The sequence below is a fragment of the Streptomyces ruber genome (assembly GCF_014648075.1).
GTDB lineage: Bacteria > Actinomycetota > Actinomycetes > Streptomycetales > Streptomycetaceae > Streptomyces > Streptomyces ruber.
On the sequence record NZ_BMQK01000021.1, the window covers coordinates 37,417 to 49,818 of the forward strand.

Annotated in this window: 12 protein-coding genes and 2 pseudogenes; 9 read left to right on the forward strand and 5 right to left on the reverse strand. The window is 69.7% G+C overall.

What is annotated here, in order from left to right; genetic code table 11:
* The first annotated feature begins 282 nt into the window (after window positions 1–282).
* Window positions 283–915, forward strand: a complete 633-nt coding sequence (locus IEZ04_RS30220; RefSeq protein ID WP_189220180.1) for a hypothetical protein — start codon at window positions 283–285, stop codon at window positions 913–915.
* Between the two features lie 191 nt (window positions 916–1,106).
* Window positions 1,107–2,537, forward strand: a pseudogene (locus tag IEZ04_RS35330) (Tn3 family transposase).
* An 85-nt stretch (window positions 2,538–2,622) separates the two neighbouring features.
* On the opposite strand, the gene IEZ04_RS30240 reads toward IEZ04_RS35330, so the two are convergent.
* Window positions 2,623–3,531, reverse strand: a complete 909-nt coding sequence (locus IEZ04_RS30240) for an NAD-dependent epimerase/dehydratase family protein (RefSeq protein WP_189220182.1) — start codon at window positions 3,529–3,531, stop codon at window positions 2,623–2,625.
* A 34-nt stretch (window positions 3,532–3,565) separates the two neighbouring features.
* The gene (locus IEZ04_RS30245; protein ID WP_189220183.1) at window positions 3,566–4,435 is read right to left on the reverse strand and encodes an alpha/beta fold hydrolase; all 870 of its coding nucleotides are present in this window, start codon (window positions 4,433–4,435) and stop codon (window positions 3,566–3,568) included.
* A 70-nt stretch (window positions 4,436–4,505) separates the two neighbouring features.
* Here IEZ04_RS30245 and IEZ04_RS30250 point away from each other — a divergent pair, with 70 nt between their 5' ends.
* From IEZ04_RS30250 to IEZ04_RS35335, 6 genes are all read left to right on the forward strand, one after another.
* Complete coding sequence (locus IEZ04_RS30250; RefSeq protein WP_189220184.1) at window positions 4,506–4,979, forward strand: MarR family winged helix-turn-helix transcriptional regulator; 474 nt, start codon at window positions 4,506–4,508, stop codon at window positions 4,977–4,979.
* A gap of 344 nt (window positions 4,980–5,323) precedes the next feature.
* Window positions 5,324–5,809 (forward strand): zinc finger domain-containing protein, encoded by a 486-nt coding sequence (locus IEZ04_RS35685; RefSeq protein WP_268245701.1) that lies wholly within the window; start codon window positions 5,324–5,326, stop codon window positions 5,807–5,809.
* Window positions 5,806–6,351 carry a recombinase family protein gene (locus IEZ04_RS35690; RefSeq protein WP_268245702.1) on the forward strand — a complete coding sequence of 182 codons (546 nt, stop codon included), beginning with the start codon at window positions 5,806–5,808 and terminating at the stop codon, window positions 6,349–6,351. The genes IEZ04_RS35685 and IEZ04_RS35690 overlap by 4 nt, the downstream gene beginning before the upstream one ends.
* Before the next feature lie 175 nt (window positions 6,352–6,526).
* Window positions 6,527–6,658: a hypothetical protein gene (locus IEZ04_RS35695; protein WP_268245703.1), complete on the forward strand. Its 132-nt coding sequence runs from the start codon at window positions 6,527–6,529 to the stop codon at window positions 6,656–6,658.
* Between the two features lie 214 nt (window positions 6,659–6,872).
* Complete coding sequence (locus IEZ04_RS30260; protein WP_229821380.1) at window positions 6,873–7,349, forward strand: DUF4231 domain-containing protein; 477 nt, start codon at window positions 6,873–6,875, stop codon at window positions 7,347–7,349.
* 442 nt (window positions 7,350–7,791) lie between these two features.
* Entirely contained in the window at window positions 7,792–8,049 is a 258-nt protein-coding gene (locus IEZ04_RS35335) for a DUF6207 family protein (RefSeq protein WP_268245706.1), read from the forward strand.
* Here the strand turns inward: IEZ04_RS35335 and IEZ04_RS30265 are convergent.
* On the reverse strand, window positions 8,027–10,060 hold the full coding sequence (locus IEZ04_RS30265; RefSeq protein ID WP_189220186.1) for an NACHT domain-containing protein: 2,034 nt from the start codon (window positions 10,058–10,060) through the stop codon (window positions 8,027–8,029). The genes IEZ04_RS35335 and IEZ04_RS30265 overlap by 23 nt on opposite strands.
* 942 nt (window positions 10,061–11,002) lie before the next feature.
* Here IEZ04_RS30265 and IEZ04_RS30270 point away from each other — a divergent pair.
* Window positions 11,003–11,420 (forward strand): annotated as a pseudogene (locus IEZ04_RS30270) (transposase); the annotation flags it as partial.
* 15 nt (window positions 11,421–11,435) lie between these two features.
* Here IEZ04_RS30270 and IEZ04_RS30275 read toward each other — a convergent pair.
* Together IEZ04_RS30275 and IEZ04_RS35340 are read right to left on the reverse strand one after the other, a co-directional pair.
* Window positions 11,436–11,636 (reverse strand): hypothetical protein, encoded by a 201-nt coding sequence (locus IEZ04_RS30275; protein WP_229821382.1) that lies wholly within the window; start codon window positions 11,634–11,636, stop codon window positions 11,436–11,438.
* 297 nt (window positions 11,637–11,933) lie between these two features.
* Window positions 11,934–12,374 carry a hypothetical protein gene (locus IEZ04_RS35340; RefSeq protein ID WP_229821383.1) on the reverse strand — a complete coding sequence of 147 codons (441 nt, stop codon included), beginning with the start codon at window positions 12,372–12,374 and terminating at the stop codon, window positions 11,934–11,936.
* Window positions 12,375–12,402: the final 28 nt, after the last annotated feature.

The window sequence follows — 12,402 nt, forward strand, 5'->3', positions numbered from 1 at the left end:
CCCAGGAGGAGGCGCCCGCCGTGGTGGCCGGCAGGGCGCCGCAGAGGAGGCCGGTGGGGCCGCGCCGGGCGGTGCCCCACCGGGACAACGCCCCCGGGACAGAGGTGTTGTCGGTGAACTACCCGACATTGACGGCCGCCGCCGTGGACGCGGGAGCCGACGGGCTGGGTGCCCGGCTCCGTCCGCGAAGATCGGGTTCTGGCACAACATTCCGTGAGCGATCTCAAGTCCGACCTAGAGGGTGTCTGAGGAGTTCCCTACCTGCGGGCGGCGGCCGGGCCGGTGCGGTACACGCTGCTGTCGACGCTGTGCCACGTACGGGAGACGGAGATCACCGACTCGCTGGTGGAGCTGTTCATCCAGCTCGTACAGGAGATCAACACGCGGGCGGAGAAGAAGGTCGAGGGCGAGTTCAGCAAGGAGCGCAAGCGGGTCCGCGGCAAGGAGGGCATCCTGCTGCGGCTGGCGGAGGCGGCGGTCGCGGAGCCAGGCGGCACGGTCCGCAAGGTGATCTATCCGGTGGCCGGGGAGTCCACGCTGAAGGCGCTGGCGGCGGAGGCCGCGGCGAACGAGGCCCGTTACCGGGCCCGGGTGCGTACGGTGCTGCGCTCGTCGTACTCAAGCCACTGGCGGCGGATGCTCTCGCCGCTGCTGAACGCGCTGGAGCTGATGTGCGATAACACCGCCTACCGGCCGGTGATGGACGCGATCGACCTGCTCAAGCGGTATCTGGACCAGCCCATCGCCAAGGAGGGCGCGTTCTTCGACGTGGCGGAGAAGATCCCGCTGGGCGGGGTAGTGCACGAGGAATGGCGCAAGGCGGTGGTGGATGAGCGCGACCGGGTCGAGCGCCTCCCGTACGAGCTGTGCGTGCTGGTCAGCCTGCGGGACGCGCTGCGGCGTCGGGAGATCTGAGTGCCGGGCGCGAACCGGTGGCGGAATCCGGAGGACGATCTGCCGCCGGACTTCGAGGACAACCGTGATGTGCGCTACGACGCGATCCGCCAGCCGCAGGACCCGGAGAAGTTGATCGAGGCCCTTCAGAAGCGGCTGCGCGAGGCGCTGACCCGCTTCGATACCGCGCTGGAGCTGGCACCACGGTCGGGGTGGACATCGTCCGTCGGCACGGCGAGCCGTGGATCAAGGTCTCGCCGCTGGGCAAGCAGGAGGAACGGGAGAACCTCGTCGCCTTGAAGGCGGAGATCGAACGCCGCTGGGGGACCATCGACCTGATCGACATCCTCAAGGAGGCCGAGTTCGCCACCGGTTTCACGTCCGAGTTCACCTCGGTCGCCACCAGGGAGGCGGTCCCGAAGGCGGTGCTGCGGCGCCGGCTGCTGCTGGTGCTGTTCGCGCCGGGTACGAACATGGGCATCACGCGGGTCGCGGTCACCGGCAAGCACGGCGAGAGCGAGGCTGTGCTGCGGTGGGTGCGGCACCTGTTCGTCAACCGGGCCAACCTGCGCTCTGCGCTGGTGCGGCTGGTCAACTCCATATTCGCCGCCCGCGATGCCGCGTGGTGGGGCGAGGGCACCGCCTGCGCGAGCGACTCCAAGAAGTTCGGCTCCTGGTCCAGCAACTTCATGACGGAGTGGCACCAGCGGTACCGCGGCCCCGGGGTGATGACCTACTGGCACGTCGAGAAGAAGTCGCTGTGCGTGTACAGCCAGCTGAAATCGTGCTCGGCTTCCGAGGTCGCCGCGATGATCGAGGGCGTGCTGCGGCACGGCACGGACGTGTAGATCGACCGGCAGTACACCGACACGCACGGCGCCTCCATCGTCGGGTTCGCCTTCGCGCACATGCTCGGTTTCAACCTGCTCCCACGGTTGGAGAACGTCGGCTCGGCGCGGCTGTACCGGCCGGCGGCCGGTCAGGACGAGAAGTGGCCGAACCTGGGGCCGGTGCTGTCGACCAAGACGATCGACTGGGACCTGATCCGCCAGCAGTACGACCAGATCGTGAAGTACACCACCGCCCTGCGCCGGGGCACCGCCGAGGCCGAGCAGGTCCTGCGGCGTTTCACCCACGGCGGGCCCAAGCACCCCACCTACCGGGCGATTGAGGAACTCGGGCGGGCGGTGCGTACGGCGTTCATCTGCGACTACCTCGCCGACGCCGGCCTGCGGCGCGAGACCAACGACGGCCTCCAGGCCGTGGAGAACTAGAACTCCGCCAACCACGACCTGTTCCACGGCGAGGACGGCGACCTGACCGGCTCCGATAAGGAGTCCCAGGAGGTCTCGATGCTCGCGCTGCACCTGCTCCAGTCCGCTCTGGTGCACGTCAACACCCTGCTGCTCCAGGACATCCTGAGCGAGGAGAAGTGGCGGAAGCGGCTCACCGACGCCGACCGGCGGGCCCTGTCCCCGCTGTTCTTGACCCACGTGAACCCCTACGGCCGATTCGAGTCGGACATGAACTCTTACCTCGGCCTCACCGCCGCCGGGGCGGCGACGGTGCCCGGCCCCCGCACCGCGCCCGAGGCAGAATCCGCTCGGTCGGCGGCGGGCGGTGCTGCCGGGTCGGCATCCTGAAGACCCCTTACCTTGGCGGCCTGCGGCCCCTGCGCGACAGGACGCCGTCGGTGACGAGGGGTGAGCCTTGCAGGGGCCGGTGTTTCTACCGGCCGGTGTTCTGGGCGGTCTTCCAGGCGCGGTAGTGCTGGGCGGGGTTGTCGGTGAAGGAGGCGTGGCGGGGGCGCCAGCCGAGCAGGCGGCGGGCCTTGGCGCTGGAGACGAGTTCGTCCTGGTCGGCGGCCATTTGCATCATGCCGCCCTCCTCGGCACTGGCCAGGGTGATCTCACCGGTGAATCCGGCGGCGCGCACGGCGGTGTACTGCATGTCCAGGGCGGTCAGGCGCTGGTCGTCGGCGATGACGAAGACCTCGCCGTCGAGGGCTTCGGGCCGGTCGAAGATGCGGAAGTAGGCGTCAGCGAGGTCGTCGACGTGGACCCAGCTCCAGCGCTTGGCGGTGTCGCCGTAGAAGACGGGGCTTCCCGCTTCGGCGGCGGCGAACCACTGGCCGGTCATGGAGGTGGTGGCCGGTCCCCCGTACATGAAGCCAGGGCGTACCACGGTGTGGGCGAGGCCGGAGGCGGCCAGTTCCTTCTCCAGGGTGAAACGGAAGCCGATGGGGCTGTCGGGGTTGCCAGGGGTGTTCTCGTCCATCAGCGGCAGGCCGGTGCGGCCGTAGGAGGAGATGCCGGTGGTGAACACCAGGTGCCGGCGGCGTCCGTCGCGTTCCTGGGCGGTGAGGAGTTCAGCGAACAGGCGCTGGTCGCTGCCGACGGGGTCGCTCATGTCCATGAGGAGGTGGACGACCGCGTCGGTGCCCTCCAGGTGGCCGCGCCAGGTTTCGGGCTGGGAGAAGTCGCCTTCGACGGGGGTGACCTCGTTGACGGCCAGGTCACGGGCGGCGGGCGTGGTGGTGTCGCGGGCCAGGCCCAGGACGGTGTGTCCGGCGCGGGCCAGGGCGGCCGAGACCCGGCGGCCGGCGTAGCCGGTGGCGCCGATGACGAGGATCTGCATGGTGCGTGCTCCGTGTGCGGTGTCGTGCCGCGGGTCAGGCGGCGGGGGTGGTGGTGAAGAACCGGGCGAGGCGGTCGGCCGTCCAGGCCGGGTTGTCGGCGGCGAAGGTGTGCGCGGCCCCGGGGACGATGTCGGCGCGGACGTCGGCCGCGGCCTGGCGCGCGCCGTCGAGCAGCACGTTCTGGGGCAGGCCATGCTCGCCGTTGAGGATGAGGACCGGCATCGTCAGCCGGCCGCCGGCGCGGGCCGCCCGCCCGTCCGGGACGAGGGTGGCGTAGTGCTCGAAGCCGCCGCGCATCGCGTCGGGGCGGGTGTAGACGCGCAGCAGGTCAGCGCGGTCGGCGGCGGTGACCCCGCCGCGGGTCATCATCGACCAGAAGCCCGTGAGGTAGGGCTCCTCCTTGCCGGCGGTGAGCATGGCGGCCAGGTCGCTCTGGGCGTGGAAGCCGAAGTGCCACGATCCGCCGGTGGCGGGGTTCATGTGGTCCTCCAGGCCGTACCCGGGCAGGAACGCCTCGCTGAGGACCAGGCGCTCCACCTCGTGCGGGTATGCCTGCGCCCAGGCGTGGACGGTCATGGTGCCGATGTCGGTGCCCACGACGAAGGCCCGCTCATGCCCCAGATGCCGCAGCAGCTGGTGCAGGTCCTCGGCTTCCTCCCGCTTGGTCCAGTGCCCGGCCGGGATGCCCGAGTCGCCCGAGCCGCGCAGGTCCGGCGCGATCACCGTGAATCCCTCCTGTGCGAGCAGGGGCAGCAGCGGGCGCCACTCGATCCAGCTGAAGGGCCAGCCGTGCACGAGGACCACGGCAGGCCCCTGACCGCCGACGACGTAGTGCAGCCGGACCCCGTTGACCTCGGCCTCAGCGTGCGCGAAGCCCACGGGCGGGGCGGTGGGGGGACTCATTCGAACCTCCTTATTGCTTGCTTCAGCAACAATCACACTATTTGCTTGCCTCGTCAAGTAGAGTGGAGGAATGCCCGCAGACAACGAACCCGCCCCGCTGACCCCGGACGAATCGCTGCTGTGGCAGAGCCTGGGGCGCCTGGTCCATTCCCTGCCCCGCGTGCTGGAGGAGGACATGGCCCGCACCAGCGTGACCATGACCGAGTTCGCCGTCCTCCTGCTGCTCAGCGAAGCGCCGGGACGGCGCCTGCGGATGTCCGCGCTCGCCACGGCCGCCGGCCTCACCCCCTCCCGCATCACCCGCGTCGTCGACGCGCTCTCCGGCCACGGCCTGGTCCGTAAGCAGCGCCACGGCCAGGACGCGCGTGGAAGTGAGGCCGTCCTCACCGATGCCGGACTCACTGCCATGCAGGCCGCCCAGCCCACCCACCTCGCCAGCGCCAGACGTCGCGTGCTCGACCGCATCCCGGCCGACCTGGTACCTGACCTTGCCAAAGCCCTGGCCGCCCTCACCGACACCCAGAGCCCCACCCCACGCACCTGATCACCAATATCTCGCGCGTTCGAGCCGTCCGACGTCGTTGCCTGGTACGGCCCGGCATGGTGCCCACGTTCCGACGAAGCGGCAGCGCGGCTCAACGCCGCGCCTCGCCGACGGAGACTCGTCAGCTCGCGGGACCGCCTGGGGGAACGGCTCGAAGTAACGGCGGACACTCTCCGGCTTCGCCAATGCCGCACGTCACTCTGACAAACGGTCCTTTGCGCGAGCAAGATGAATCATGGGCCGCCGGACCCCCGCCGATCCCGGATTCGTTCGCAGAATCCGTTCTCACTCAACAGCGGGACGGACCCCCTTCTGAGACTTGCATTGTGCGAAAGTCCGGGCCCATGACGGACCCTCAGCAGCCCTCCCCGGCCGACCGGTCGGACGCGGACGACGTCGAGCAGCACGCCTGTCCGAAGTGTGACGCGCAGCCCGGCTCGCCGTGCCGCTCGCGCGGCGGCGCGGTCGCCTCCGCGTACCACACCCGCCGCTTCACGATGGTGGCCCGGCTGAAGAAGGCGCTGCGGGTGCCGACCCCGGCCGACCGCGGCCCGGGCCGGCCGGGCACCCCGCCGCCGGCGCCGATCGGCCCGGACTTGCCGAGCGCGGACAGCCGCATCGGCTACGCCCGCTGCTCGACGCTCGGGCAGGAACTCGACTCCCAGCTCGACGCGCTCAGCGAGCACAGCGTCCCGAGGGACAAGATCTTCAGCGAGAAGATCAGCACCCGCGTGCGGGTCCGCCCCCGGTTCGAGGAGGCCCTCCGTACGGCTCGGGAAGTCAAGACGCAGCCCCGCACTGCCGGGTCATCTTCACCGTGTACGAGATGAAGCGCCTCGGCCGCGACGCCGCCGAACTCACCGCGCTCGCCGACCACCTCACCGCCCACGGCCTGGTACTGGAGATGCTCGCCGGACCCCTGCCCGGCATCTACGACCCCACCGGCCCTGGCGATCTGCTGTTCGCGTTCCTCGCCGCGATGGCGGAGACCGAGCGGGAGAACATCCGCGAGTCGACGCTGGAGGGGCTCGACACCGCGGCCCGCAAGGGCAAGTACGGCGGCCGGCCCCCGGTCACCACCGACGACATGCTCCATACCGTGCTACGGCGCCGTGCGGGCGGCGAGTCCGTCGAGCAGATCCAGCCCGACCTGATCATCTCCGCCGGCAAGCGCAAGGGACAGAACCCCTCGGTGGCCAGCGTCTACCGGGCGCTCGCCGAGTACGCCAAGCGCAAGGCGTACCCCGAAGCGGTCGATGCGGCCCACGCCGGCTTCGCCGCTCTCCAGGTCGGCGAAGCCCCGGACCCCGCCTCACTATCCCTGACCGAGCGTCACTCTGATTACAGAGAGCTACTTGTCACTTCGCCATAGCTTCGGGAGAGCAGGGCCGTCCGGGAAGGCGCCCGCGGCACCGTCGGCCGCACCGTCCCGTTCTGGCAGCGCCACCGCTACCTACGCAGCGAGCGCTTCCCCACCCTGCACGTGGTCCTGGCGGGCAAGCCCGAGCATCTGCTCGACCACCGCCTGACCGCACTCGCCCAACGCCGTGCGCGGCATCACCGTGCACGTGCTCGCCCTCACACTGCCCGCCCTGCAACGCGGAGAGCCCTGGCACCAGATCGGCGTGGATGACCCCTACCGCCGCAGGAAGCGCTACCCGGAACCGGTCCGCCGCTGACCCGCGCCCGGGCTCACAACGCCCGGGGGTACGGCCAGCCGGTCAGATTTGTGCCGCCCGTGTCGAGCAGGTAAAAGGCGACGTAACGCGCTGGCCACTTCCACGCCGCGGCGGCCGCGGTTCGCACCTGGTCTCGAGCGTCGACGGAGACGGCGGACCTCTCGGAGGAGGTCGGAGGTGGCCATTTCTGTGAGGCGTGAAAGGTATGGGGACGGTGGACAGTCAGTGGGGCATCGGCATTCCCGCTTCCGACGGCGCACGGTTTCTGCTGGCGAAGATTCGGAGCGGAAACGACTACGCGCGCAGCAGGAAAAGGACGTTCAGGCGCTCGGCGTCCGTCATCAAAGTGGCCTCCCTTGCCCTGTCCGCCGGTTCCACCGTCATTCTCGGGCTGCAGGACTTGAACCTCTGGGCGAGTGTCGCGTTCACCCTTGTGGCACTCGTGACACTGCTGGGAGCGGTCGAGCCGTTCTTCAACTGGCGCTCGCGCTGGATCCTCATGGAAGAGGCCCAGTACCGCTTCCAACGGCTGGCCGACGAACTCGAATACCTGATGGCGGCGACTCCGGAGCAGGAGCTGAGTTACGAGAGCCTGCGACCCGTCTTCGATCAGTACCAAGAGGTATGGGCCTCTTTGAGCGAGCGGTGGCTGGAGAACCGGGCGAATCCTGAGGCAGCCGGACGGTCGTGATCGCCGCGGGACTGACTGTTTCGGTACATGCCGATCCGGAGCACACGGCGAGCTGGGCACGGTGGTCGTTCGTCTCCGCATGCTGCCGTGCCTCACGGCGGACTGCGCATTGTCCGGCGGCGGGCAATCGTGCAGTCGGCGGGACTGCAGGTGCCGTTCATAGGCTGCTGTCAGCGCAGGTCCGGCCATGCGCTCTATGCGGGGGCTCCTGCTGCGTCATGTGATGTCCCCTCGGACGGCCTCGCGGATGCGCTCGCCACACTCGCGGGCCGCAGCACTCTCGCCTCGGACCACGTCTCGCTGCATCCTGCCGAATCCGTATGGCTCGGACCGCCGACCGTAGCTGTCGGTGGGGCCGCAGCGGTGATGCCCGATTGGGCGAGTCCTCCGTGTCCGGCGGACCGGCACAGACATTGGGGGCGTCGAGCAGGTCAGGAAGCTCATCAGGGATGTACGCCTTGCGGAGCCGGGCCTGGCCGTGGTCGATGTCGCGGCCGCTGACGAGGAAACCACCCTCGCCGTTCAGGCAGCGCTTGCTGCGCGCTGGACGACCGCGATCGCTGGCCGGGCGACCAGAACTCCGGGCGATTCCGGTGTCGGCATTGGCAGGAAGCGGCCGGCCGGGTCGGGGCATATGTTCCTCGGAGGGGGCTACATTCAGTCGAGCGGTCGGACCGCTACGCGCGGGGACGGGTGGTGAGCCAGTCCTGTAGTTCCCGGTGGCGGAACTGATAGGCCGTGCCAGAGATCCGCAGCAGGCCGGCCCCGTAGGCCCAGTGGAGGAAGGCACCGAGCCGCCAGGGCAGTCGGCCACGGGAGCAGCAAAGGAAGATCACGTAGCGACGGCCGGCACCGGTGGCGAAGTACAGTCCGCCCACAAGCCCGCCCGTGAACCCGGCGATGAGTCCGAAGGTGAGTCCGAACGCGGCTCCGAAGGTGAGTGCGCCCGCGATTCCGCCGGCGAACCCGAACGTGAGCCCGCCCACGAGGCCGATCACGAGATCGTCCCGGATCAGGTGGCGGGGGTCCGCCTGTGAGGTGAGTCCGCTCGTGTGGGTGGCGGGGACAGCCGGGGAGGTGAGCCCGAGCGCGAACCCGCCCGCGAGCCCACTGACGAGCCCGATCGTGAGCCCACCCGTGAGCGCCATGGGGAGGCCGCCCGCGAGGCCGACGGCGAAGTCGACGGTGAGGCCCACTCCCAGGCCGACCGCCAGGCCACCTGCGAGCCCGGCCCCGAGCCCGCGGAGGGTCTTCCGGACGATCCGTCGTCGTTGAGCGGAGTCCCGCAGCCTCTGCAGTCGGGCCGCCCGGGGCCGCTGGGGATGTGCTCTGCCAGCCTGCAACAAGGCCCCGAGCCCGAGCAGCATGACGGGCGCGGTGCCCAGCAGCTCACGGGGGGAGAGGCCCATGGGAACTTGCGTCAGGAGCAGGGCGTCGAGAGCGAGAAAGAGAAGCGCGGTGAGGAACGCGTCGGCGGTACGGACCCGGCGACGTCCTGCCATGGGCCACAACTGGTGCAGCACGAGATCGGTTCCGACCCCGGCCGACGCGGGGGGAGCGAGGTGGGCGGCGAGCGCGGCCAGCCAGCGGTGTGTCTGGTCGGACTGGTAACAGCCGGGCCGGGTGGGGTGCTGGCTGATGGCGGCGGGCAGGTAGATGCCCAGCAGGTGGTCGCGTACCTCGCTGCGTGAGGCGAAGCCGAGCAGGTCGGCCGGGTCACGGAGGTAGCCGAGGGTGTCGGGGTGGCGTTCCTCGTAGGCGGTGGCGGCCAGGTTGAGCCGCCAAGGCGTGTTCAGGGTCTGGGCGAGGGCGCACTCGGGGGCGGCGGCCAGGGTGTCGAAGACGGTGGTCCAGCGGGCGGGGCTGGTGCTACGAGCAGTGAGGTAGGCGATGGCCTGGGCTGGGGTGACGGGGGTGATCTCGATGCGTGCGGCCTCGCGCATCCGTAAGTCCAGGGCTGTCAGTTCGGCGTACTGGGCGGTGCGGCAGGTGAGGATCACCGGGGCGTTGCCGGTGGGGTGCTGGTAGGTGTTGAGCTGCTCCAGGGCACGAGGGGCACGCCGTTGGCCGACCGGGGTAGCAACGGTGTCCATCTCGTCGAGGCCGTCCAGGACCGGCAGCACTCGGTGTCGGTCCAGCAGCAGCCAGGCGTCCGCGGCGGTGACGCCGCGGTCGCGGAACTGATCGTGGACCTGCTCGGCGAGCCAGTCTCGCAGCGGCCGGTCGGTGTCCCAGCTTGCCAGGGAGAGACGGACCGGGACCGGGTCGGTCTCAGTCCGCTCGGGGTGGGTGAGCAGACCGAGCAGGAGGTCCAGGGCGAGCAGGGTCTTGCCGGAACCCGGCTCGCCGGTGATCACCAGGCGGGCCGGGCGCAACCGCCGGTAGTAGTCGACGACGTCAGTGAGGCGCCCTTCGTCGGCGGCGCCCGTGGCGTTGTTGGCAGGCTCGGACCGATGACGGAAGATCAGGTCGATGCGGTGGGCACCGGGACCGATCAGCTGAGCACGCTGGCGGGTCTCTGCCGCGGTGACCGCAGCGGTCAGCGTCCTGGCCTTCGCTTCCGCGTTCGCCGCGGCATCGGCGCGAGCGTCCCGGTAGGCGATCCAAGCCAGGAAGGCGCCGGGCACGGCTGGAAGCAGGGCGACGGCTGTTGCGGCCGGCCGGGCCACCTGAAACTGCTCGGACAGCCACAGTGCCAGTCCCGCGCTCACGGCCTGCAGAGCGAGAAAGATTACGGCTGCCCTGCGTGTGCGTGATACCCCCATACCAGGGCATGTTCCCTTACGGTTCCACCCCGCGAACCGCGAGTATCCCCACCTATTCGAATCAGATCCTCAACTTGCCCGCGGACAAGGGATACCCCGGCACGCTGGTCCCTCGATCACCGCCCACCCCGGGGCGGCCCGATGCGAAGGAGACACCGCGATGACGGCACACCGGCCAGAGGCCGGCGTCCGGCGCGCCTGCCCCGACCACAAGTCCGACCAGCACCGGGCGAGCCGCAGCGCGCCCCTGCGGTGCGCACTTCGTTGCCACTGGAACCCACTCGGTGCCCGGATCCGACGAGACAGTGGAATTCCAGGTCACACTGCGGATCCGATCGCGCGCTGTGCTGTCACAACCCTTCACTCTCCTCCTGAACTCGCAAGTGATGTCCGGGTGGGAGGAGATCACCGGGTCCCGGGGCCGGGTGATCTTGGTGGCCGTGTGTGGTCGGCGCCCAGCCAGTGGCCGTGCGCGAGGGGTGGAGGCGCGGGGCTGATGGCGGGGAAGCGGAAGAGGAATGCAGCGGGGTCGACGAACGGCCCTCGCGGCGACGTGCTGCGCGTGCTCGGTGTGCTGAAGGTCGCGACCGTCGACCAGATGCAGCGGCTCATTGCCCCGCACCTGACCTTTCGGCACACCGACAAGGAACAGCCGCTCCAAGCGGAGGCAGGACCGCATCTGATCAGGGAAGGCCCGGACCGGCGGTGTAGTCACGCCCTGACTGCCCTGGGGCCTGACTGCACCGCTACACCGCTCCTCCTTCGGCTGATGGCTTCACGGCTGGTGAACCGGCGGCGATGCCCGGGGCGTCGACCAGGTCATGAAGCCGATCAGGGATGCATACCTCGCGGAGCCGGGCCTGGTTATGATCGATGTCACTGCCGCTAGTGATCTTGAGTTTCCCGGGTCTCGGCGTCCAGCTCGGTGCCCGGGTGCTGGCCGAGATCGGCGACGTACCACACCCGTTTCGCCGACGCCCGCGGACCGAAGTCATATGCGGGCTCGTCGCCCATCACCAGAGCCTCCGGCAACAAGTCCAGCATCACCCGTCGCCGCGTGAAAAACGACCGGCTCAACCACGCCGGCCACCTGTGGGCCTTCGCTGCCCTGACCGCCTCGCCGGGTGCCAAGGTCCACTACCGGCGACGACGCGACCAACACGGCGATTGGCATGCTGCCGCCTTGCGTCACTTGTTCAACCGCCTGGTCGGCCAGATCTATCACTGCCTGCAGCACGGCGAACGCTACGACGAAACGCTGGCCTTCCCGCCGCCGTCGGAAGGACTTGAGGCAGCCGAGGCATAGCCGAGACCAGAGCTCTCACTCCGGGATGGTCAGACCGAACTCACGCAGCCGGGGCAGACAGACGTCGGGACAAGCCTCCACAGAGATGGCGTCCGTGCGCACCAGCAGGTCCTCGTGGAACGGGGCCCCGCTCGCGACGAACGCCCACGGCTTCGTCCCGTCGCGCAGGCGCTCGGCATCGGCCTCGAACAGAACCGTGACTCCCAGCCCGGCCAACGGCTCCAGACCCGCACCAGGGTTACCAAAGTCCCCTTGCGCCCGTAATCGAACAGCCAGCAGAGCTGCAGGAGGTTCTCAGCTGTCCCCTTGACGGCTTGGCGCCGTGAGGCGTCTACCTGGACCTGCGCCAGGAACTCACCTCCCCTGACGCGGCCGGTCCTGCGGTCGGCCCGAACACGGTCTGCCCAGGATTATGAGGAGAGGCCGTCCTCACCGAATAGCAGCACCTGCTGGACGTCGATGTCCGTGCGTACGTGGTGTGGGCGGGCCGGGTGGCGCCAGCGTCCGGCTTGGTCACGGGCGACGTCGACAGCGACTTCCATGACGACGTCGGGCTGTACCAGGTGGACGTCGAGGGTTGCGCTGGGTTCCCCAGCCTGCCGAGAACGTTCCCCCGGTCCACGGGTGCGCGTCCCGGGGTGGGGTCAGATGGTCGGCCAGTGCATGGCCGACGGTCTGGGAGAGGGTGGTGCTGCGGCCGATGTACAGGAAGCGGCCCGCGGTGTCGTAGTGGCCCAGCAACACCGTCCGGGGCGCGGTGAGGGAGCCGGTGACCGCGCCGATGACGGCCTCGGTGGTGACCCGCACCTTGTACTTTCGCCACGACCTGGCGCCGCCGCGATACGGTTCGTCGAGTCGCTTGAAGACGAGGCTCTCCAGCCCGGCCGCCGTCCACGCCGGCCACTCCCGGGCCACAGCCGGGTCGGTGGTCGACGGGCACAGCGTGAACGGCACGGAAAGGCCGCGCTCCGCGAAGAGCTCT

What these genes read in the sequence shown, in the direction of transcription:
- IEZ04_RS35690 (WP_268245702.1), top strand. Translation starts at nt 5,806, where the DNA reads ATGAAGCGCCTCGGCCGCGACGCCGCCGAACTCACCGCGCTCGCCGAC.
- IEZ04_RS30245 (WP_189220183.1), bottom strand. Translation starts at nt 4,435, where the DNA reads ATGAGTCCCCCCACCGCCCCGCCCGTGGGCTTCGCGCACGCTGAGGCC.
- IEZ04_RS35685 (WP_268245701.1), top strand. Translation starts at nt 5,324, where the DNA reads ATGACGGACCCTCAGCAGCCCTCCCCGGCCGACCGGTCGGACGCGGAC.
- IEZ04_RS30250 (WP_189220184.1), top strand. Translation starts at nt 4,506, where the DNA reads ATGCCCGCAGACAACGAACCCGCCCCGCTGACCCCGGACGAATCGCTG.
- IEZ04_RS30240 (WP_189220182.1), bottom strand. Translation starts at nt 3,531, where the DNA reads ATGCAGATCCTCGTCATCGGCGCCACCGGCTACGCCGGCCGCCGGGTC.